Genomic DNA, 23,271 nt, shown 5'->3' on the forward strand with positions numbered 1-23,271 from the left:
TCTAATAGCAAGTTTGTCTTAGTTGGTCCAGATAGTTCGGAATAAATAATTCTAAATGATTTTCATAACGGGTTAAAATTTCAAGCACATTTCGAGCTATCTGGTTTTTAAATAAATATTATGAAAAATAAGGTTTTTACAAGTTTAGCTTTTGTTTTACTGGTCGTGATTTGTAGATCAATTTATCTACACCAAGATTTTTATCAAACAATTTGGAATGAAAATCAACTAACAGTATTATTCATAGGATCAATTTTTACTTTACTAGTAATTATAGTAGTCCGATTCCATAAGCTTGAAAAAATAAAGGAAAAATAACGGCTAACAACTGATGTCCTGTAATTTTTTATCCTAAAATGATTCTATTAGTTCATGAATAAGAGGTTAATTAATTAAAGGGAAAAATTGATGTATGATGGATTGGTAATAAACCATATTTTAATGAGTGTATTTAGCAAAAGAATCCTAATAAGATCTCTATTTATTTGTGCCAATTTTAAAGGTTTATTTTCTAAAATCTATAATCTTTTTCAAAGAACAAGAATCAGAACCGTCGTAAAACCAGAAAAGCAGAAAAACAAATTATTTATTAATAAAACTAAACCTAAGACACTTTTATGGTTAGACGATCGGCTAAACCCATGGGATAAGAGAATGGACTGGTTATCCTATAGCCCCATCGGGCGTAACGTTGATGCAGTCTGGGTGAAAAATGAATTTGAGTTCAAAAACTGGATACTAAAAAATGGATTACCCGACGCTATATGTTTTGATACCGACCTTGGAGATTCGGTGAACAATGGCTTAGCCTGTGCTAGGTGGCTAGTAACTTACTGCAAGGATCAAGGTTTAAAACCTCCAATCTGGAGTTCTCAGAGTACAGATCCTGATGAAAAGGCAAAAATCAAGAGATTCCTGAAACAAAGTTATCCGTTATCATAGATTTTAAATTAGAAGACATGATTCAAATTTTATATCTATCTGTTTATTATTTGGAATAAATCTTTGATGAATAATTATATTTTTAGCAATTGGTAAATTTATAGTAGTCCAGTTTATAGTAGACTTCCCCTCTTTTTTCTTTAGCAAAACACAATGCACTAAAGCAATAACAGTATCTATCAAGCAAACTTGCAAAAGATTAGGAGTAGACTTGGACTGTGAGGTTCCATTTCTGTTTTCAGATAGTCTGAAGAAGAAATATAATAAAAACTATGGTGGCATTGTAGATTTTATTATTACACCCACTGTTGGACCTAAAGTAGTAATAGAACTAGATAGCCGATACAAGCGATTTTCGTTTGATAAGCTTAGCGAACTTAGTAAGCGAGAATTGAAAGGTCAGATAGAATATATCTGCTATTGGCTTAGGTATAAAATCAACAAAACTGGGAAACCTTATTATTCATCTTACAAAAAAGACTGCAGTATAGAGTATCGAAAACTTGGGTTCGAAGGTCCAAATGTGCATATTATAGAACATACTTTTCACCCAACTCCATTTAAACCATTGTGTTAATAATAGTTTGCTTTTGCTTAGAAAACGATCAAGTAAAACCTACTGAGTGAAGCGAAAGGAATTGATCCGAGTCAGTTTAAATAGATATAAAATGCAATTTATAATAAAACTATAAACATATATTACATTAATATAGTATTGCAGTAATACCTCTTTAATACTTTATAAAAATCCATTAAAGCCTTAATACTATTTAACCATTTTATAATATAAATGCATTGCCATGAAACAGAAAGTAATTCATATAAATCCAGCCCTAGGGTTCGAAAGTGAAAAATGATCAGAATGCTTTTTACCACCAAAGCGGTTAGTTGTCATTAAAATGATTGACTAAAGAGAAAATAGTTACTCTAATCCTTAAAACTATTCCGAAAAATTCTGATTATATAATCAATCATTTAAAATAGAATAGAAATCATTCTAAAATAAGGTCTTCATTTTTGCTACTCATATAATTACTTTCTTAAAAGCTTAAAGAACTATAATAAATTTTGATTTTTATTATTATAGAAGACTTATGTTAAAAAAAATGAATTTTAACTTTCCGAGAGCGGTAATTTTAACGTGAACGTTGTGCCCATTCCAGCACCTTCACTTATTGCAGTAATGCTTCCTTTATGTGCATCTACAAGATCTTTTACAATAGATAAACCTACACCTGTTGAAGGCTCACCACCAGTAGGTTGAGCGCTTAGAGAAATGAATTTTCTGAAAAGGTTTTTTTTATCATCCTTTGTTAGGCCAGGTCCCTCATCTTTTACCTCGACTACCCCCAAATTATTTTCAATTTTTATAGAAACATAAATAATCTTGCCAAAGGGAGAATATTTGATTGCATTGTTAATTAAATTATCTAAAATCTCTGTAAGGCGTTCGTGATCTGCAAATAGATTACAATCATTTTCGATATTTAATATTAAGTTTTGCTTTTTATTTCTTGCAAGAACCATATTCGAATCTACAACCCCTTTCACCACTTTGGATAGTTTTATAGGTTTTAATCTTAATTGTATTTTTTGATCGTTTTCAACCGCTGAAGCCAATAATTCAGTAATTATCCTATTCATTCTCTTTCCCGCATCCTTGATTTGTAATCCAATATCTTCTATGGCGTTTGGATTGTTTTTTTGTTTTATAATCATATCGGCAAGAAGAGGCATGATAGCTAGAGGATTTCTTAAATCATGGGCAGTTATGTACATTAATTGATGTTGATACTTAATTGCTTTTCTTGCGTCCATTCTTAAATCCATTTGATCCATTACCAGATCTGCAAGACTTTGTAATAATTCTATCTTTGATTTACCCAGCTTTCTTGGTTTTTTATCTATAACGCATAAAGTTCCTAAATTATAACCGTCTTTAGTTTTAATAGGAACCGCAGCATAAAATCTTAAACCAAAATCACCTGCAACTAAAGGATTAGCAAGTGACCTTAAGTCTTTTTTGGCATCCTCTACTAAATAGAGTTCATCAGACAATATTGCCGATGCACACAATCCTGGATCTCGACTAATTTCAATCGCATCAATCCCATACCTGCTTTTAAACCAGATTCTATCTGTATCAACTAAAGTGACAATTGCAATGGGCATATCAAGCAATTGGGCTGCCATCTTGGTGATGTTATCAAATTTCCCATCTGGTGGAGAGTCTAAGATTTCAAGCTTCTTTAAGGCATTTATTCTTTTAGTTTCGTAACTAGAATTAAGCCTAGATGGAATCGACATATTACTATAATTTAATTAAAGATAAACAATTATTAATATTATCTTTAATCTTCTTAATGGCTTGTCAATCATGTTTCTGTTGCTAAAAACACAAATTAACTTTCGCATCAGATTAAGCCCGATGAATTGCACTGAAGTTTGGTTTTTACAAAAAATAATTAAGTAATTTATTAAAGTCTATCCTTTCAAAAGTTTTTACTATTTTTTATTTATGCGAGGTGACAAGAGAAAAATTGAGAATCAAGTGAGTTATATCATTATTACAGTAGTTATTTTGATAATTCTATACTTAACTTTTGTTTACTAGAAACTTCACTATTAGAGTTGCGATTCAAAACACATATTTATTTTAGTTTTTTTCAAATTTTCCTTTAGTCATTTTATACAGGTGTAACCTCTGTAAGTTTTTTCTGTCTTTCGAGAAAACAATATGAGGTATCTCTATTTAATTCTAATTTTAATTATTCCTTTTCAAGTAAACTCTCAGAATAAAGCAGTAGAGGTCCTTTGCTTAGGTACTTTTCATTTTAACTTTCCAAATAGGGATTTTGTAACTACCAGCGATATGGATCAGATAGATGTGCTGGAACCAAGCTTTCAGACTGAGATCGAAAATATCGTTAAAAAAATCGAAACTTTTGAACCTACGATTCTGGTGATTGAACAGCGACCAGAAAAACAGGGACAGGTCGATTCCCTTTTCCAGGAATACTTGAATGATAACCACAAACTTGAAAGAGTGGAATGGCAACAAATTGGTTTTAGACTAGCCCGTAAATTAAATATAACACAGATTTATTGCGTAGATGAGTGGGGAGAATTCAATGAGCAAGTAAAAGAAGTAATTAAGGGAAAAGATAGCTTAGAATGCATGAAATTCAGTAAATACTATGAAGAAAATCCTGACCTTCATAAAAGATATTCACATTATCCAAATTATCGAAAAAATGGAATATTAAAGGAACTTATCGAACTTAATAAACCTGAAAACATTCGTAAAAGTTTGGGGAACTACCTTATCGGTCCATTTAAATATGAAAGCAATAAAGGAGACTTTTTTGGGGTTAATTTCGAAACAGGCAGATGGTTTAATAGGAATTTAAAGATCTTCCGGAATATCCAAAGAATAAACTTAAACCCAGAAGATAAAATTCTGGTTATTTATGGCTCAGGTCATTTAAATATATTGAATATACTTTTTAAGAATTCCCCCGAATTTAAATTAAAGGAGATAAATAAATACCTAAAAAGTCCTTAAAAGTCTTCCAAGGCTAGCTATGTTAAATTTATAAATAGGATACTAAGTTTCGCTACTAAACTCAGTATCCTATTTTTTGACAATTTGAAGATTACATACCTAAAAATACAATACCTGAATTAGCATATAAAGAATATCAGGCACCATCCGGTCTATACCAGTTATAAATTTTATAGTATGTTTCTATTAAATATGAAACTATAAATCTAAAATAGATGGAGTAAGGTTGTAATTATATTAGGGTTTTCCCTTATTTAATGTCCTAACTTCAAAAGTTCAACGGTTAATTATTGAAAGTTAATTCAACCTTGCAGCAATAGAAGATTCTAAATCCAGAATAGGATCTTCTTTTATATAGGTGAATCTGAAATCTTCAGTAACTACATTGAGCCTAATAGACTCTCCACAAGAATGGCAGTATATCTTCTTCTTTTTCATCAGTTTGCCTAATTGAATCTTAAAATTATGGTTGCAACCTGTACAGCTTACTTGAATTTCGACAAAATTTAGATTTACCATGAGCAATAATAATTGGAAGTGAATTAAAATAGCAAGAAAACTAAAGATATAAATCTCATTTTAGTAATATCCTTAAAATTATGTGAATTAAGATTTAGAAATCATCTACCTATAAGTTCTAAATTCTATTTTCCAGGCTAGTTTTTTTTAGAAAACTTCTAACCTAATAAAATATACTTCTGTTTTAATTTTTCTAATTTTTCTATACTAAGTGGTTTCGAAATAACCTCAGATACAAAACGATTATTTTTTACATATTTCAACTCTTTTTCATTGTGAGAAAAAGTTAAAATGAAAATGGTTGGTTTTATTTCCAGGTTTTCAACCTCAAGTTGCTTTAAAAATGAAATTGCGTCCATTTCGGGCATATTAAGATCTAGAAAGATAATTGGATTATAATTTATCTCTTTTAGAATTTTTAATAATTCCTTTGCTGTATTGAACTTTAAAATTTCAGAATCCGGAAATTCAGATTTTAAAATTCTTGTTTGTATGGCATTAATGATCTCTTCGTCGTCAACTAAGAAAAATTTTTCCATTCTCATGATTCAATTATTACGATACAGATTTAAGTAATGGAATTAATGTGTCTAAAGTTATTGGCTTTACTATAAAGTCACTGATTTTATTGTACTCTCTAGCCCGGCGCCTATCTTCCTCATGTATACTGCTGCTTAGTATATATATGGTAATTTTGGATTGAACAGGGAGCTTTAAAAATTCATCCAAAAATTGCCATCCATCCCAAACGGGCATATTGATATCTAGTAAAATCAATTCTGGCAGCTTTTCTCCAGAATATAGAAGAGCTTTTAACTTTTCAAAGGCCTCTTGACCATTTGATAAGATTAAAAGATTTTCAATCATTCCAGACATGTCGAGGTATTTCTTTGAAAGAAAAGCATGAATGGGATCATCTTCTATTAAGCAGGCTAAATCAATTTTTTTCATTTGGGAGATAAATTTTGAATGTTGTTCCTTTATTGGTTTGACTTTCTACTTCAATGCGTCCATCCATAGCTTCAATTTGATTCTTTGTTAGAAATAAACCCACTCCTCTGGAATCAGGGTGTCTATGAAAGGTCTTATATAGTTTAAAGATTTTTTGCTTATGCTGGTTAAGGTCGATCCCAATCCCATTATCTCTAAACATTATACAACTCATACCATTTATTACTTCAGCTTTTATATTAATATGACTATTCCTTTCGACACTAGAGTATTTTATAGCATTAGTGATAAGGTTGAGCGTTATACTATCCATGTATGATTTCAGACCATACACGGTAACATCATCAGCAACTTCATTTTGAATAATAACTTTATTTTCAGTAGCCAAAGGTTCCACGCTTTCTACAATTCTATCTATTAGTTTAGATAATTTTATTTTTTGAAAATGTTTCCTGCTGGTTAAATTGACCTCTACAATATCATTTAAATCGTGAATGGTACTTTCCAGATTTGTAGAGGCATTTTTTAAATGATTAAAACTCTCGAAAGACATCAGATCTGGAGAGTCTTGAGCAAGAAATTCTATTAGCATAGAGATGCCGGAACTATGAGACCTTAAATTGTGTGAAACAATATGCGCAAAATTCTTCAACCTGTCATTTTGGTCTTCTGTAACTTCTAATAGTTGTTTTATATGGTTTAAACGCTTTTTCTCTCGTGCCTCATTCTTTTTTCTTTTACTAATATCTTCAATAAAACTCCAAATTTTTAAATTACCATCTTCATCTTTTACTAAGACTCCTCTTAGTAGGACAGGATATCTAGAACCGTCTTTTTTAATATATTCTTTTTCGTATGGACCATAGTATCCTTCAGTTTTTAAAAGGTCTAATTGTTTCTCCTCTTGTTTTTCGTAAGATTTCGGAGTAACATCCCAATAGCTTAGATTTAGAAATTCATTTTTCGTATATCCTGTGGGCTCGATTAGTTTATTATTTACATCCAGAAAAATTCCTGTTTTATAATCATTTAAGGCAATACCCAATGGGGAAAGTTCGTATAGGGAGTCAAGTAATCTTTTCCAATATAAAATTTCAATATTTTTCTTCTTTTTATCACTAATGTCTTGGATTAAACCATACATTATATCCAGTTGACCATCCTCATTTAAAGAATAAAATTTGCCTTTTGTTTCGATCCAAATCCAAAACCCCTTTTTATGACGTATTCTAAATTCCAGATGGAAGATGTAATTTGAATGTTTGAAATTGTGTAATAATTTTTCCCGAACGGATTCGATATCTTTTTGATGTACCAGGTTTTCCCAAAAGGATATTTTTCGTCCATCAAATTCCTCTTTTTCATACCCAGTGAGATTCCACCATTCCGAATTAAATTTTACCGAATTAGAATTTAGAGTCCATTCATATGTGGCTGTGGCGGTGCCACTAGTAATATGGTTAAATTGCTTTTGTTTGTACTCAAGTTCTTTATTGGTCTTAATAAGTTCAAGAGATTTACGTTTTAGTTCCAACAAATTCATTACCTGTTTGCCGAGCATCCGCAATTTATCTTTTTGCTCACTGTTCAAGGTTCTTGGATTTTCATCCACAGCGCAAATAGTTCCTATAGCATATCCATTAGAATTAACAAGTGGTAAACCTGCATAGAATACCACCGGATTATCTCCGGTTACGAAAGGGTTATCGTTAAACCGTGGATCTGTCCTTGCATCTGGGATAACGGTTATTTTGTCTGGAGAATTAATTGTGTGAGCACAGAAGGTAAATTCTCTTGGAAAAGATCTTACCTCTAGTTCAATGCCGTGTGCAGCCTTGACCCACTGTTCTTTTTTTGAAATTAAAGTAATTAAAGCGCTCTGAGTATTGCAGATCTCAGCCGCCATTTCGCTAAGAAAATTTAAATCAGAGATATTTAAATTATTGTCAGGATCATATTTATGAACCTCTTTGACCCTTTCGAGGTCATTAGTAGGCATAGTAGGATTAAGCATTTTAAATTTCGAATTTGGGGAAGGTTAAAATAAGATAAATATTATAAAAAAGACTTTAAAGTGGAGTTAATAATTCTTCATTTAATACATGGTAATAAACGTAGTTAATTAAATATGAAATTTAATTGCACATTAAGAAACCTATCATTTCACCTTTTAGATTATTACTACTATAAAGTAAAGCTCGGGTTGCTGCTAATGAAATCTATTAGAAAAGAAAATTATAATTGGTTAAAATGGTACTTCATTGAGCCATTCCCGGAATATTCAATTTTCCCTTCGTAGGTATTATAACCGCAGGCTTTCCCTCGCCAGCAGATGACCAAATAGATAAATCTATAGATCTTAATTCAGAGATCATTAAAGACCGGGAAGCTATTTTTTTTGTAGAGTTGAAGGAGATTCCATGATCGGAGCCGGGATAGAACATGGTGATCTATTGGTTATCAAAAAAGGTTTGGAACCGCGTAACGGTAAAATAACAGTTTGTTTTATTGATGGGAAGTTTAGCGTAAAGCGGATTAAAATCGAGAAGGATGTAATCTGGTTAGTTGCTGAGAACCAGAAATATAATTTCTTCGGTAATAGAAGAAGAACTAAATAAAAAAATTTAGTTTAATTTCTTATTTTTCAAGTGCTTAATCTCTCTTATCTGGCGCATTTTGATTAAAGGCTATCAAATTAAACAACTCTCTCATCCTGCTTCTTACCCGTTCTCCATATTTCTCTTCTAACTCATCGGCGTTCAGGTTTGTTGTGCCATGAGTTTTTAAAGGTGTATGTAAAAATAATTCATATCTGGATAGCAGAATTTCTCCGATTACATTACAATCTTTTCCATAGTATCTTCCAATAGGTTCAACTCCTATATCATCAAAACAGAAAACGCCACTTTCCCCATAATCTTCAATCGTTTTATATCCTAGGTGGTTAAAGGCAAATACGATGTTCCTGCAGGGCATTACTACATATTTTCGCTGGTGGGGCACCAGGTTTGGTAATAGCTTCATAAGGCTGGTCTTTCCACAACCTACAGGCCCTGAGAGCAGCAAACCTTTATTAGGATCAATCTCATATTTTTTACAGTTAATAGGATCTTTGATAAAATAAGAGCAAAGTTTAAGAAGTATTTCTTTATCGCTTTTATAAATCTTAAATCTATTTCCAAAAAGTAGTTTACCTTTCGCATCCAGGTAAACCAAAATCTTTGGAAAATCATATTTTACAGATTGCCCGTCGAATTTGCCCAGCGAATATTCCACGCCGCCTTCCATTATCTTAGAGGGGTTCTCCATAGTTCTTATTTTTAGATGTTTTTAGATTTTCATCTTTTAGCGAATTTGGCTTTTGTTTTTCTTTTTGCAAATTGCCAATAGATTTGCTACTCTCTATCCAACTTACTGCTAAAGCTTTCCAGTCATACACTGGTTGCTTATCACCTGTATGCCACTGATGAGACTCATAATATTCGAAGAATGCTTTTGCATAAATAGCATCAGATCCCATTTCTTTAAAAAAAATTATAACAGCCTTCCTGTTTGGTGGTTTATAATGTTTATTCTGTTTATTAATGTTTATATTAGATACCAGCGCTTGTCCATTTTTGGAACGGTATGAGTCCACTACTTGTTCATCTATGGGACGGTAGTGTTCCGCAACTTGATCTAAAATGGGATTGTAGTGTCCCGCTATCATATCATCAGTAGGTAATAATACGATCATCTTAACTTTACTGCCTTTAAAAGGATTGTTCGACGGAAAGTAGCTGAGATAATTCCAGGAGTGTAAATCCGTGATGCATCTGTGGTAAGTTGTTGGTGAACCGATCTTTGCTATTTGCATTAATTCTTTGCGATTCACAAAAAATTCATTGGTGAATCTGCAGACATTCCATGCCTGGAATAGAGCCATATACAAGCTAATATGCGAAGGATTGAGGCGTTGATCATGGTAGAACTTTTCAAATGCCGAGGTAAGTAATTTGATATAATTCATAGCCTAAAAATTAAAATTGTGGTGCACCCGGTTCTCTTCCATAATTTGTTGAATTTCCTGGGCGTCATAATAAATGATCCCGCCTATTTTGGTGTAGGGAAGGGTACCATTTATTCGAAGATTTTGTAACGTCCCAGGGCTGATTTGTAGTAGGTCCATGACTTCAGACGATTTCAAGTATCGTTTAAGAGTTAATTGGGTGTTTTGCTGAGAAAGAATACTTTTAAATTCTTCGAGCAATTCAATTTTAAATTCTCTTAGGTCATCTGTGGTGATAATACTGCTTGCCATAATCAAAGGGTTTTAAAGAAAGAGGCTACCAAATGGTTAAAACTTTTTAATTGATAGCCTCTAACATAGATTGACTTTCGTTGTACAAAATTGTTGGGTTTTGCCAAATAAAAATCACAAGATGACCGGACTCCGGTTAAAATTTAACAATAAATAAATAGCGCTAAATCAGAGGTTTTAAAATGAAATTTGGCTGGAATTCTCGCACTAATGTGCCAATTATTTATGATTTTAAGTCGAAAATAAGAAACCCGGAGATGGACCGTATATGGTTGTTTTTTAACAAAAATGAAGTGTTAGATCTCCCTCATTCGGGAAGATAGATTGAAGGACAATTCATCTAAAAATTGTGTTTGGCTCTTTTTCCTGGATTTTAATTCTGTGAAAGTTCTGTACATATCTGCATTATCGAAGTCATAAACATTTTGAAAAAAGCTTGCAATGTCTTTGAGGTCCACTCTGCCCCCATTAAAGGCTTTTTGCTCATGTAGCGCATATATGAGTTCAATTAATGCTGCTTTACTTTCTGTCCATTCCAGCTTTTTCGCGATATTGATGTTATTTCTATTGGAATCATTTATGCTTTCTAACTCTTTCTTCAAAAACCTTAAATACAGGCCGTTTGCGTTTAATTCACTTAATACTAAATCATGAGAAGTACTGAAATTAGGATCTCTGTAATAGTGATGGGTTTTACAGGACAAGGAAAAATTATATTTCCTGGTGAAGTAGAACTCATCAAAATGATTGTGATTTAATTCCATGTATCGTGAGAATTCTGATTCGTGCTGAAAAAAATTATTGATTCTATTTATTTCTAATTCAATGAAATTTTCTTGGAATTTCTTTCCGCCTTTTGGCAAATTATTCAGGAATGAGTACAGATTGGAATAGTAAACCAGGTTAGACAATGGCAGTTGCTTTTGTACCTTGAAGAAAAGAATTTCTGCCAGAGTATCAGGAAAGTCAATCAAGTAAATTTCTTTTCTATATTTTTCTAAAATATTTCGGCAATACTTAATTATTTCGATGTAGGCATTATTCTTATTGAGGAAGGTTTCTTCAATTTCCTGAATTTCATCTATCATCTGATTCTCCGTAACCAAAAAATCCATAATATTGATATTTAAGAAATACTACCTTAAATATCCTGTGATTCAGTCACATTTCATAATTTTAGAAATCTGCTTTTATAAACCGATGGCCGGTATATATAAACGATTGGGGATACTTTTTCGATTAAATTAGGGGGATTTGGTTAAAGGTTCATAATCCAAATTGGATCTGGCAAAGCTGAAAATCTTGCTATACAACTGAACGGTCTCATTGTAATTACCAAAGGTTTCATGCCCATTTTGATAATCAATGTCCAGTAAAACAGGATTAGGTGATTTACCACTTTGCAGTTTAGCTACATATTTTCCATTATCCCATAATGGTATGCGATCATCTTGATAACTTGGAAGAATAAGAACTGCCGGATAAGCAATATTGGAACGAATATTTAAATAAGGATCCATTTTTAATAGACCTGAAAATTCTGTACTATCCTGAACCGTTCCGTATTCAAGGTAACTTGTGCTGCTGGCTGTGTTTGATGATTCTAGACCAAGAGGATTCAACCTTGGGACTTCAGCAATAAATGAAGAATAGAGATCAGGACGCTCATTTACAGCCATACCGGCTGTAATTCCTCCAGCACTACTGGTATAAAGTGAAATAAGTCCTGCCTTTGTTAGATTTAAATTAATCAGAGCTTCAGTAGATGCAATGAGATCTTTCCATGAATTATATTTAAGATTCTTCATTCCCTGTTCGTGCCATTTTTTGCCTTTTTCCCCCCCTCCCCTTACATGAGGAAAAGCTAAAATTCCACCTTTGGTAGCCCAATCTAAAAATATAGGGGAGAAAAACGGGCTCATACTTTCACCATATGCACCATATACATATATAAATACTGCATTTGATGAATTTCTTTCCAGACCACGCTTATAAACCAGCGATAGAGGAACTTCTATTCCGTCATGCGATGGCACCATGATTACCTCAGATATGATATCTTCAAACTCCGGATAGTCCGATAGAGTCATAATTTCTTCAAGTGAAAAATTTCCATCTTCTCTTATAAGATAACGAGTCTGATCAGAGGTCCACCCATCTATAGATACTCCTATATTATTATGTTTTACAGACTCCCCAAAAAAGGAAATATAACCTGGATCAAAGGGAGGGTATAATTGTGTGAGTTGATTAGAAGAGTTTAATTTATAAAGAGAAACTCTTGTTCCGTACAAAGATCGCGAGAAATAGAGATTATCCTTGGTTACCTCGAATTTGGTAATAGGATTATCTTCACTACCCACTGCTAGAATAATCGGATTATTAAAATCAGGATTTACAATATTTACCTTTCCTATTAAGTTCCCTTTTAAATTTCCTTTTCGGAAAAAAAAATCTTTACCGCGAATTTCACCTTGGTCATAATATACCGAATGTTCTTTCTGAAAAAATGGTTTCCAATTCGGTTTTCCTTGCAAAACCTCAGAAATTTCTGCAATATAGCTGGAATAATAATCATCAGAACTGGCTATATATCCAATGACATACTTATCCAGACTCGAACCTATTTTAACCTTAGGATATAAATCTTCAGAAATTTGTATTTCCGAATTAGATTGGAAAATTGGTGTTCTATTATCGGGATTATCACCTAATTTATGAATAACTGAAAATGAATTCTTCTTATATCCCGCTTCCGAATAATCAACTTCCGGGAAATACAAATAAATAAACCCAGAGCTATCTGGCAACCACTCTATTCCTCCAAAGTCCGGATTGATATTAGTGATTTTATCTATTAAAATTTCATTTGTTTCAAGATCATAAATGAAAATTGTACTTGAAAAATTAGAATTTTCATTAAACCCAATTGCAATCTTTTTACCGTCAAAGGACGGATTTAAATAAGTTATTGTTTGAAAGTCACTGCTGAATCGCGAAGGATCGAAAAGTTCTTTTTCCTTGGCTGCTAACTTTTCCCTGTAATACAACTTATCGAATTTCAGACTATCATCATATTTCAAATAAAAATAATTGCCGTTTTCGCTGATTCGAATCATACTAACCGGGGACTCAATATTATTCTGAAATTTTTTAAATCTTTCTAGGTATTTTTTCATTATCTCGTTGGTGGAAAAATAAAATTCGGTTAGAGAATCCTGGGCTTTGAACCAATCTTGTACCTTATTATCTTCGAGCTTATTCAGATTGGAATACTCATCTATAAGCTTTTTACCATGATATTCTTCAGTTTTTGGTTCTTTTTGAATTTTGGGGTATTCTAAAACATTTTTCCTTCCCTGTGCACACGCTGTATAAAGGAGTAGAAAGATTAACCAGCAAATGAAAGATTTGATAACCTTTTTCATTTTTAATTTTTATTTTTTTTTAAATTCCCGAACCTAAATTTTGATTCGGGAATTTTATTGAAGATCTATACTAATTTCGTTTTCCAGCCTTTGGAACTTTTAATTTATCCCTGTCAATTGGTCCTTCATCTCCCCCGCCTTTAATCTGATTTAAATTTTTAATGGCTCGCCCTCTGTAATCTTTAAGTGCTTTTTTCATAATTAGAATTTTTAATGGATTAATAAATTTCAATACTAAATAATCACAATTACCTACAAGCAGCAACAAGTTTTACCCTCCATTTATAAATGAAGGGTTATTTACCGGGCTTTTAGTTCATCTAAAAACTTAGATGGATAAACCCCTGTTTTTTTATAAAAGGCTTTCGAAAAGGACTCTCCTGTTTTAAAACCAAAAATTTCTGCTAGGCCCTGGTAATTATATTTCAATAAATCTGAATTTTCACTCAGTTGGTTTATTGCCGTTTTAATTTTTAAATCTTTTACATATGTTGGAAAATTCATTTTTTTATAATGATTGATCACAATGGATAAATAGGTGGTGTTAGTACCTATTTGCTGGGCAAGACTATACATGTCCAAATCTTTACTCATGAATTGCTCTGATTTTTCAAATACAGCAAGTTTTTCTAAAATATCCTTCCGGATTTCCTCTGGTACTGATGTGGGATGTTCTGTAATTGTTTTGGTTTTTTCTTCCTCTATTTGGGAGCCTTCCATGAGAAGTTTTAACCTCTCTCTCATCTTCCTTGATCGAATATAAAAGTATAGACCCGTAATTATAGCTAGACCGGCAAGAATTGCAATTAAAATTAGATATAAGCTTTTTGTTTTAAGTTGATTTTCAGCTTTATTTTTTTGTCTTTTTAGATCGGGAATATCATATGCAACGACAGCCTTATTGGTTACATTTTCATGTTCTTTGGAAAGGATGCTATCATAATAGATTAGTTTTTCTATGTATTTAATTTGTTCTTTTTCTTTATCATTTAAAGCCGAATGTATTATTAACTGATGGTAAACATCTTTTACTTCCTCAAAAGGATCCTTTGTCGATGAGACTATGGAATCTATGTTTTTAAAATATGCAATGCCAGGCTCTTCATTTCCATAAAACTTTTCAATTTTCCCTAAATAATATAATTTGATAGCCTTGCTGGTTCCCTCCAATCCATCAATATATTTTAGTAGAGTATCCTTCGACCTTTTATAATCACTATTGAAATAGTTTATTTGCGCGTCTACAAGGACAAAGTCTTTAAAATCTTCTTTCTTATTCTTTTTCCTGGATAAATCAATGCCCTGTTGAACATAAAATTTTGCAGAATCGAGTTGGGATAATCTTAAATGTGTAAGGGAAAGATTGTAATATAATGTGGAAAAGTCGTCGTAAGAATCTACTGGACTTGATTTTTCCTTTAATAAATTGAGGGAACGCGTATATAGATCAACAGCGGCATCATGCTGTCCGTTAATATTTCTTATGGCAGCGATAGCCAGGGAAATATCACCTTGATCTTGAATATTTTCCTTTTTTATGGCCAGATCATAAGCCATTAAAAAGTTATCCAGGGCAAGCTGAAATTTCCCCTGATCGTAAAGAATATTTCCTTTTAGAGTATAACCAAGGGTCGGATAGTTCGGATGATCACTATTCTCGGTTACTTTAATCATGGAATCTGATAAAAGTAATGCTGTTTCTGGTTCCTCGATTAAAATCCTGTAATAATAAGCCCTGGCCATTTCAATAGAATCGTTCTCCAATTTGGCTTTGCTTAAATGAAGAGAAACAATTTCCTTTAGTTCCTCGATTCTAGAATCTTCCATGGCAGCTGCTTCGAGTTCATGAAATTCTGGAAAGGTGGTATTAACCGAATATTGAGAAGCATCTTGATTTTTGTTTTTTTGAGCAAACAAGGGGTATGTGATAAATAAAATCAATAGCATACATTGCAGAATGCTGTATTTATTGAGTTTTATTTTAGAACAGTATTTCATTGTCTAGATATCAAAATCGTTGTTGGACCATATATTGCGGAATTGAAAAAATATCCGTTCCATCAGAGTTACTTCCTGAAGAAGAATTTCTGCTGTTCCATTTAATTCCTGATGAAACTCTAATTCCTTACCATATGACGTTTTTAGGTCCTTCATGTTTAGGTAAACTATATAGCCAGGGTCATCTCCGCCTTTTGGAACTTGTGAAACTGATCCTACTTTTGCCCTTACTATACCCCATTCCTGATAAGGATAATTGTCAAGTTTTAAATTAACCTTTAGACCTTTTTTCAGCTTTCCTGCATTCCGAATAGGTATGATGCATTTACCAATTAACTCCTGTTGATTATCAGGAATAACACTAAATATCGGCTCTCCTACTTCTATATTCTGATATTCTCCCCAAATCTCAAAATATGATAATCTGCCGTTTATAGGACTTTTAAAAAGATAGGTGTCTTCCCATTTTTTTATAGCATTCAATAAATTCTGTTGAGATAATAGAAGATTAACCTCCAGATAATCCTTAGTTTTTAAATAGCTGTTTGTTGTTAGCTGAAATTTGGATTGAATAACCTTATTATCAAGAATTAGTTGATAATACTGTTGTGTTAATAATTGTAATTCTCGCTGTTCCGTTAAGAAATCCTTTTCAACCTTTTCCAGGTCAACTTGAGAAATCACTCCTTTATTAAATAATCGTTGAAACCTATTATAGTTAGTGGCCGACACTTCAAGATTTCTATTGGCAAGTGATAATTCTTCCTTCTTACTCTTGATGGAGTTAAATTGATTGGTTATTTCCTGCTTCATTAAAAGATCCTGAATATTCAGATCATTGTGCGTTTCGTCAAGTATAAAAAGATGATAATTATTCAAGAAAGTATTATAATACACCTGAAGGTCGTTGCCTAATTTCAGGTTTGAAGGATATACATCATCTAATTCATTGATCGACCGTAAATTAAAATTCGTATTTAAATTAGTTTTCAAATATTGAATATCTGTGGTTTTGGCGGCGTTTTCCAGTTCTCCCAATATATCTCCTTCTGAAACTAAATCACCAGGTTGAAAATTTAAGGCAAGGATCTTCCCTTCAGATTTTGCTCTAATTTGAACCGGTGGATTCTGGGAGGTGACAATTACCTCTCCTTCGATAACTTCATTAAATGGAAAATTTAAAGACAAAAGAATTAATAGCACAAAAAAGACAAAAGTTGCTATTGTACCATTGCGTAATATCCAACCAGGTTCCCGTTGAATACTATTTTCCTCCCTGTATTTTTTGATGTTGTTAGCCACAGATTCAAAGTTGATTTCTAATTAATTTGTGGTATACACCTTTTTGAGAAATCAATTCTTCATGATTTCCCCGCTCAACGACATTCCCATTCTCCATTACCAGGATTTGATCAGCATTTTTGACAGTAGACAACCTATGAGCCACTATAATCACCGTCTTGTTTCTATAAAAAGATTTTAGATTCTCTGTAATTACTTTTTCGTTTGCAGCATCTAAAGAGCTCGTAGCTTCATCGAAGAATAAGTATTTCGGATTTTTATATATAGCCCTGGCAATAAGCAGTCTTTGTTTCTCTCCTCCACTTAAAAGCTGTCCCTGTTCACCAATTCTGGTTTGATATCCAAGAGGAAGTGAATTAATCAAATGGGTTAAATTGGACATTTCAACAGCTTCTTTTAATCGCTTTTCGTTTACTGGTTCATCAGATTTTGATTCTGTTATATTTCGTTCTATAGTATCATTAAACAATTTTCCTTCTTGTAAAACCACTCCACACAACTTTCGCCAATAGTCAGCTTTGAGGTGTTCAAAATTTTGGTTGCCTATTTTTATACTGCCAGAATTTGGGTGGTATAGTTTCAATAATAATTTCAAAAGGCTTGTTTTACCAGATCCACTGGCACCCACAATCGCAGTAATCTTTCCATGTGGTAAAGTTGCCGAGACACTCTTGAGTACCGAATTTGATCCTGGTTCTCCGTAATTAAAGACAATATTATCAAGTATGATATCGCCTAATAATCCCGCACGAATGTTTTTATCCGGATACACTTCAGATTTTTGATCGTGAATTTCGGCCAGTCTTTGTAATGAAAGTTTTGCTTTCTGATATCCCACTATAAAATTCATCGTATTGGATATGGGTATGTAAAGACTACCTACTATAAACTGGGTTGCTAACATACCTCCTAATGTAATTTCACCTGATATGACTGCCTTTGCAGACCAGAAAATAATTAGGATTGCTGTAACTTCATTAATAAACTTACCGCCCTTAATTTGGATATGATCCACCTTCAGAATAGTAGACTGCAAGTCAAAAAGCCTTGCCCTATTCTTTCTCCACTCAGCTTTCCTTCTTTCTTCTGAATTGTTAAGTTTGATTTCCAACACCGCCAAAAGCATTTGTAGAAAATAGGATTGCTCCCTTCTATTTAAATCAAATTGCTGATGATCCAGAACTTCCTTTTTTTGCATAAATAAAAGAGACCAACCTAAAAACAAAATAGTTCCAATCAGAAAAATCAGGAAAATCGTCCTATCATAAATACCTAGAACGAAAGCAAAAACTATCATAGTAAGGAGGTCAAAAAATATACTCAGAGATTGTTCGCTTAAAAATTCTTCTACCCTCTGGTGGTCATAGATCCTTTGCATAAAATCACCCGTAGTTTTTGAATCAAAAAAGGAAATTGGAAGCTTAAGAATTTTATCCAGGAAATCGGAAACCATGGCAATGGTTACGTTTTCGCTGATGTGCAATAAAAGCCAATCTCGAATTACTTCTGTAATGGAACGAGTTAAAAATAAAAACAGCTGGGCTATAACGATAAGGTATATAAAATCGAGATTTTCATAATTGATTCCGTAGTCTACAATACTTTGGGTTAAGAATGGAAGGCTTAATTGGATCAACATTGCAGTGAATAATCCCAGCGCGATTTGGCTCAGGTATTTTTTATAAGGACTAAGGTAATCGAGTAAAAATCCCATCCCTTCACGGGGAACTTCTTCATTCTGTGTATTTATAAAACTTTCTCCTGGTTCGACAAGGAGCAAAAATCCTTCATCTTCATTAGCACCAGACCATCGATTCAGAAATTCGTTATGAGTATATTTTATTTTTCCAATTGCTGGATCTGAAACAAAAACATTTCTTTTATCTGTCTTATAGACTACCAGAAAATGATTATGCTCCCAATGGGCAATGACAGGAAGTGGTATATCTTCGATCAACTCTTTTAAACTGGCTTTGATGCCAACTGAATCTAATCCAATTCTTTCGAAGGCCTGGGAAAGTCCATGAAAAGACACACCTCCCTTTTGTTGGGAAGAAATTTCGCGTAAGAAATCTAAATTGAAATGTCTGCCGTAATATTCAGTAATAATTTTCAGGCAGGTAGGCCCACAATCCATCTGATCAAGCTGACGGTAAGCAGGAAAATTAACCGTTCCAAACATTGCACCCAATTGAAAATCATATCTCTAAATTAATCTATACTAAAAATGAATGAATACGAATTAGCAGGCTATTTATAAATAACGACCTATTCGTCAAAACATAATAAATCTACCCTTCGGGCTAAAATAGATTTAATCAGGATCTCAAAATTCCCCAAGCAATAATTATGAGCTTCGTAAGTTTCTGGAAGTCATAAAAGTATATAAAAATTTCTTATCCTTATTTTTTTTAATTAACTCAAAAGCAAAAATTTATAATGTATTAACTCAAATTTTTTCAAGGGTCTTAGAATCAATTTTTAATATGGAAAATGACTAAACTGACGTTTTGAGGAACAGTTTTCCATATGAACTTTTGAGTTATCAACAAGTTCACCTAAAAACTCCATAGAATTTATTGCTAAATAAGATTAAAAAAACACAGACGAGTTCAATCCATATTTTATTCACAAAATACTGATTTACAAATTTTTAAACTCTCCTATTTGTAATTTCCTCATAGCGATATTGCCACCCAAACTAAAACCGAATCGTTATGAAAAAAACTCTTCTTTTAGCTACGTTTATCTTCCTGAGCTCCACTTCTGTTTTTGCACAGATAGGTGGAATAGAAAATTCTGTTAATGACGTTTCTGATACCATTAGAACAATCTTCCCTATCATCCTTGGAGTAATTTTCCTGGTTGGTTTCCTGTTCAATGCAGGACACTTTTTCGGTGAGAACGCCGACCTTAAGAAAGGAATAACCCGGGTATTGGTCTTTGTTCTTATCGCTGGAGCTGTAGTAGGCATTTTCACTTACCTGATTACAATCGTGGTCTAATGAAAAGGTTTCAACCATATAAGAACATCCGTAAGAAGGCAATGATCTTTGGCCTGCCATTATCCTCATTCGCTTTGATGATGGTTTCCATTATAGCGTGTTTACTCGTCATAATATTTTCATTCAGTTTCATCATGGTAATTGGAGTTCTTTGCTTCAATACCACACTATATATTTCCCTGCTCAGATTAACCACCACACCCCGGTTCTTTCTGGTAAAAGCTTCCTATCCGGAAATCATAAGCAATAGAAAACAATCAAGCCTCCATTATGAAAAGCATTAAACTTTCTGCATATCATCCAATTTCCGATATTCAGGAGAATATCATCTTTTCCACTAACGGTAATGTGGTGGCTTGCTATGAAGTAATTTTACCGGAGATCTATTCCTTATCGGAAAAAGATTTTGAAGATCTGCATAATATCTGGTTCCAGGCAATTAAAAGCCTACCGGCCGGAACGGTGATTCATAAACAGGATATCTATCTGAAGAAGTCTTATTCTTCGGAACTTTTACCTAAGTGTACCTATTTAGCAGAGGCAACCCACACATACTTTAAAGGACGAAATTATATAGATCATACCTGTTACCTCTTTTTCATTTTAACTCGTAATAAAACACTTAACAATCCAAAATTCGTGAATCCTTTCCGGCAAATTCAGAAAGCTATTATCAGCGAGTTGGATGAAAATGTAAAGGCCTTTTTAAACTCGGTTAGAGATACGGTTTCATTTATCAATAACAGTCGCAGGATCAACCTAATTCCGGTACAAGAAGGTATGATCCAGAACCTGACCAATGCTTATTTCAATGGGTTTAATGAAGGTTTTGATACCGATATACTTCTGGATAAGGAACAATTCAATATTGGAAAAAACTATTTTGATGTGCTTGCAGTCAATAGCGAGCTATGCTTTGGGGAGAACATTCAAACTAGCAAGACCAATGATAAATTCACATCAGATGATTTTAAATTCCACCAGGGATTTATTGACGGGTTTGGACTTGCCTTAAAAGAAAATCATATTGTCAACCAGGTTCTTTATTTAGACGACAAGCATAAATGGAGAAAACTGCTTGATAAGAAAGTCGAGGAATTAAAAAAAAGCTCCAATTTCGGATCGCAGAACAAGCTAATCCTTGGGAAAATTCAGGATATTCTGGAGCAGATCAACGCCGATGATACTTCAAGGATCATCAGGGGGCATTTGAACATAATTTTCTGGGATCAGGAAATAAAAAACCTGAATGCCATTGCTTCAAGAATTAAAACCGAATTCAAGGAGCTTGACATCGTTCCTTATTATCCAAAAGGAACAGAACGCAAAAATTACATCCTGAATAGCTACTGTTGTTTCTCCTCTAACTTTTCGAATGAGGATCTATATGTGACCGACCTTAAACATGCTCTGTGCCTTTTCGTCAATAACACCAACTATAAATCTGATCCTGAAGGTATCATTTTCAATGACCGGGAACATAACATTCCTGTTATTAAGGATGTCTGGGATGAAGGCAAAAGACGAATCAAAGCACGTAACTTCGCCATCTTCGCTCCCACCGGAGAAGGAAAATCTTTCCTGGCTAATAATATCCTTCGGCAATACTTTGAAAATGGGGTTCGCCTGCTTATAATTGATTTGGGAGGATCCTATACAAAGTTTGCTAAACTTTATCCCGGTAAGTTCACCGTTTTACGCTATGAAAGCGGAAAGAGTTTAGGCATTAATCCTTTTTATGTTCAAAATCAATCTGATGTTACGCCGGAACGCCTGGAAGAACTTTCGGTTTTCCTTTTTGAACTATTCGGTTCAGGCCATAAGATCACCAAGGCCGAATCGGTTTCTATCAAAAAGATACTGCGTTTTTATTACGATAGCCTGTCAGCCATTCATTCCCTTAATAGCTTCTATCATTTTATAGAAAACAACCAGGAAGATCTTCTGGAAGGCCTTAAGATCCATGCGGATTATTTCAATATTTCAAACTTTCTCCACATTATGTCTGAATATGTAGATGACGGTCTCTATAGTTTTCTATTTGAAGTAAATGAAGATCAGACTTATAAGATCGAAGATAAACGGCTGATCGTTTTTGAACTGGATGAAGTAAAGGATAACAAGGAGATCCTTTCGGTCATGTTGAAGCTTATCAAATCGGCTATCCAGAGAACTATCTGGAGAAACAGGTCGGAGAAAGGAATTATCCTCTTTGATGAATTTGCCAAGCAATTAAAGTTCGAGAATGTTTTGGAAAGCGTGGAGTTCTATTACCAGGCCATCCGTAAACAGAACGGTGCAATTGGCATTATTTTGCAATCCATAAATCAGCTTCCGGAGAATAGTACTTCAGCAAGTATCCTTGAGAATACCCAGGTGATCTACAGTCTTCATAATGAAAAAGGATATGAGGAACTGGTTAGAAGATTAAAGTTGTCCAGCCATGATCTAAACCAACTTAAATCGATACGGAACAATTTAACCGGTGACCGAAAATACACCGAGATATTCATAAAGATAGGTAAGGAAAGTAATGTATTTCGCCTGGAAGTTCCCAGAGAAGTATATGCTGCCTATCTCACCGATGGATCTGAAAACGAGCAGATAATGGCTCTTTATGATAAATATAAATCCATGGAGAAAGCAATTAATGAATTCATCTCAAAAACCCGATAACAATGAAAAACAAGATTTTCACCCTAGTACTGGCTTTGGCATTTGCCTTTATAATGCCTGGCAGGGCAACCGCACAAGGGATGCCCGTATATGATAATACCAATTTTCTAAGCCTGGCAAAGTCCCTGATCGAATCGGCTAAACAAACTTCCCAGTTGCTCAAAACCGTAGATTTTCTAAGGCAGCAAAAGGAGAACCTGGAAAAGGTAAATAACGTGGTCAAGCAATTAAATGCTGTGCGAGAAATTACACAGAACAACCAAAGACTATTTGATCTGGTTCGGGAGGATCTTCGAGAGATTCTTAATTCACCATATATCAAACCGGAAGAAATTAACCGCATTTCAGAATCCTTTAATGCTATTATCCAGAATTCACTGGATGACCTTGCTTTTATAGATCAGATTCTTTCCAGTGATTATTTAAAAATGACCGATGCAGAGCGTGCCGCTATTTTAAAAGAAAAGGAAATTCAGTCCAAAGAAATGGTTTCTGAAATCCAGCTTAAAACCCAGCGCTACCGTGATATCATTTCCTTCAGGGAGATGCAGGATAAGATCAATAATCGGGAAACCGGGTTTTAAG

21 protein-coding genes are annotated in these 23,271 nt (G+C 33.5%); 6 read left to right on the forward strand and 15 right to left on the reverse strand.

The window, feature by feature from the left end; translation table 11 throughout:
- The first annotated feature begins 441 nt into the window (after positions 1–441).
- Positions 442–942 (forward strand): cyclic-phosphate processing receiver domain-containing protein, encoded by a 501-nt coding sequence (locus C8P64_RS16710; RefSeq protein ID WP_341476490.1) that lies wholly within the window; start codon positions 442–444, stop codon positions 940–942.
- Positions 943–2,055: 1,113 nt separating this feature from the next.
- On the opposite strand, the gene C8P64_RS10315 is transcribed toward C8P64_RS16710, so the two are convergent.
- Positions 2,056–3,249, reverse strand: a complete 1,194-nt coding sequence (locus C8P64_RS10315; RefSeq protein WP_108171980.1) for a GAF domain-containing sensor histidine kinase — start codon at positions 3,247–3,249, stop codon at positions 2,056–2,058.
- 565 nt (positions 3,250–3,814) lie between these two features.
- Here C8P64_RS10315 and C8P64_RS10320 point away from each other — a divergent pair.
- Complete coding sequence (locus tag C8P64_RS10320) at positions 3,815–4,507, forward strand: DUF5694 domain-containing protein (RefSeq protein WP_211307614.1); 693 nt, start codon at positions 3,815–3,817, stop codon at positions 4,505–4,507.
- A gap of 297 nt (positions 4,508–4,804) precedes the next feature.
- On the opposite strand, the gene C8P64_RS16485 is transcribed toward C8P64_RS10320, so the two are convergent.
- The 4 genes from C8P64_RS16485 to C8P64_RS10340 all read right to left on the reverse strand — a co-directional run bounded on the left by C8P64_RS16485 (position 4,805) and on the right by C8P64_RS10340 (position 7,991).
- Positions 4,805–4,945, reverse strand: coding sequence for a hypothetical protein (locus tag C8P64_RS16485; protein WP_156067622.1), 141 nt, complete (start codon positions 4,943–4,945; stop codon positions 4,805–4,807).
- A gap of 239 nt (positions 4,946–5,184) precedes the next feature.
- The gene (locus C8P64_RS10330; RefSeq protein WP_170106651.1) at positions 5,185–5,565 is read right to left on the reverse strand and encodes a response regulator; all 381 of its coding nucleotides are present in this window, start codon (positions 5,563–5,565) and stop codon (positions 5,185–5,187) included.
- A gap of 16 nt (positions 5,566–5,581) precedes the next feature.
- The gene (locus C8P64_RS10335) at positions 5,582–5,977 is read right to left on the reverse strand and encodes a response regulator (protein WP_108171983.1); all 396 of its coding nucleotides are present in this window, start codon (positions 5,975–5,977) and stop codon (positions 5,582–5,584) included.
- On the reverse strand, positions 5,964–7,991 hold the full coding sequence (locus C8P64_RS10340; RefSeq protein WP_108171984.1) for a PAS domain S-box protein: 2,028 nt from the start codon (positions 7,989–7,991) through the stop codon (positions 5,964–5,966). Before C8P64_RS10340 ends, C8P64_RS10335 begins: the two co-directional genes overlap by 14 nt.
- A gap of 406 nt (positions 7,992–8,397) precedes the next feature.
- Between C8P64_RS10340 and C8P64_RS16630 the strand changes: the two genes are divergently transcribed.
- Positions 8,398–8,595: a LexA family protein gene (locus C8P64_RS16630; RefSeq protein ID WP_245889696.1), complete on the forward strand. Its 198-nt coding sequence runs from the start codon at positions 8,398–8,400 to the stop codon at positions 8,593–8,595.
- Positions 8,596–8,629: 34 nt separating this feature from the next.
- Here C8P64_RS16630 and C8P64_RS10350 read toward each other — a convergent pair whose 3' ends face one another.
- The 9 genes from C8P64_RS10350 to C8P64_RS10385 all read right to left on the reverse strand — a co-directional run bounded on the left by C8P64_RS10350 (position 8,630) and on the right by C8P64_RS10385 (position 19,187).
- A complete protein-coding gene (locus tag C8P64_RS10350) occupies positions 8,630–9,286 on the reverse strand; it encodes a P-loop NTPase family protein (protein ID WP_108171985.1) in 657 nt (218 codons plus the stop codon).
- Positions 9,270–9,986: a hypothetical protein gene (locus C8P64_RS10355; protein WP_108171986.1), complete on the reverse strand. Its 717-nt coding sequence runs from the start codon at positions 9,984–9,986 to the stop codon at positions 9,270–9,272. The genes C8P64_RS10350 and C8P64_RS10355 overlap by 17 nt, the downstream gene beginning before the upstream one ends.
- A gap of 3 nt (positions 9,987–9,989) precedes the next feature.
- Entirely contained in the window at positions 9,990–10,277 is a 288-nt protein-coding gene (locus C8P64_RS10360) for a helix-turn-helix domain-containing protein (RefSeq protein ID WP_108171987.1), read from the reverse strand.
- Between the two features lie 296 nt (positions 10,278–10,573).
- Positions 10,574–11,392, reverse strand: a complete 819-nt coding sequence (locus C8P64_RS10365; RefSeq protein WP_108171988.1) for an RteC domain-containing protein — start codon at positions 11,390–11,392, stop codon at positions 10,574–10,576.
- 129 nt (positions 11,393–11,521) lie between these two features.
- Positions 11,522–13,705 carry a prolyl oligopeptidase family serine peptidase gene (locus tag C8P64_RS10370; RefSeq protein ID WP_108171989.1) on the reverse strand — a complete coding sequence of 728 codons (2,184 nt, stop codon included), beginning with the start codon at positions 13,703–13,705 and terminating at the stop codon, positions 11,522–11,524.
- 70 nt (positions 13,706–13,775) lie between these two features.
- The gene (locus C8P64_RS16670; protein ID WP_279324123.1) at positions 13,776–13,904 is read right to left on the reverse strand and encodes a hypothetical protein; all 129 of its coding nucleotides are present in this window, start codon (positions 13,902–13,904) and stop codon (positions 13,776–13,778) included.
- A 101-nt stretch (positions 13,905–14,005) separates the two neighbouring features.
- A complete protein-coding gene (locus C8P64_RS10375) occupies positions 14,006–15,703 on the reverse strand; it encodes an AraC family transcriptional regulator (RefSeq protein ID WP_108171990.1) in 1,698 nt (565 codons plus the stop codon).
- A gap of 3 nt (positions 15,704–15,706) precedes the next feature.
- Positions 15,707–17,005, reverse strand: a complete 1,299-nt coding sequence (locus C8P64_RS10380; RefSeq protein ID WP_108171991.1) for an HlyD family secretion protein — start codon at positions 17,003–17,005, stop codon at positions 15,707–15,709.
- Between the two features lie 4 nt (positions 17,006–17,009).
- Positions 17,010–19,187, reverse strand: a complete 2,178-nt coding sequence (locus C8P64_RS10385; protein ID WP_108171992.1) for a peptidase domain-containing ABC transporter — start codon at positions 19,185–19,187, stop codon at positions 17,010–17,012.
- A gap of 535 nt (positions 19,188–19,722) precedes the next feature.
- Between C8P64_RS10385 and C8P64_RS10390 the strand changes: the two genes are divergently transcribed.
- Positions 19,723–20,010: a hypothetical protein gene (locus C8P64_RS10390; protein ID WP_108171993.1), complete on the forward strand. Its 288-nt coding sequence runs from the start codon at positions 19,723–19,725 to the stop codon at positions 20,008–20,010.
- Between the two features lie 10 nt (positions 20,011–20,020).
- Here C8P64_RS10390 and C8P64_RS16490 read toward each other — a convergent pair whose 3' ends face one another.
- Positions 20,021–20,209, reverse strand: coding sequence for a hypothetical protein (locus C8P64_RS16490; protein WP_156067625.1), 189 nt, complete (start codon positions 20,207–20,209; stop codon positions 20,021–20,023).
- Positions 20,210–20,280: 71 nt separating this feature from the next.
- On the opposite strand from C8P64_RS16490, the gene C8P64_RS10400 reads away from it, so the two are divergent.
- Entirely contained in the window at positions 20,281–22,686 is a 2,406-nt protein-coding gene (locus tag C8P64_RS10400; RefSeq protein ID WP_108171995.1) for a TraG family conjugative transposon ATPase, read from the forward strand.
- 2 nt (positions 22,687–22,688) lie between these two features.
- A complete protein-coding gene (locus tag C8P64_RS10405; RefSeq protein ID WP_108171996.1) occupies positions 22,689–23,270 on the forward strand; it encodes a conjugal transfer protein in 582 nt (193 codons plus the stop codon).
- Position 23,271: the final 1 nt, after the last annotated feature.

The sequence above is a fragment of the Christiangramia gaetbulicola genome (assembly GCF_003054225.1).
GTDB classification, from domain to species: domain Bacteria; phylum Bacteroidota; class Bacteroidia; order Flavobacteriales; family Flavobacteriaceae; genus Christiangramia; species Christiangramia gaetbulicola.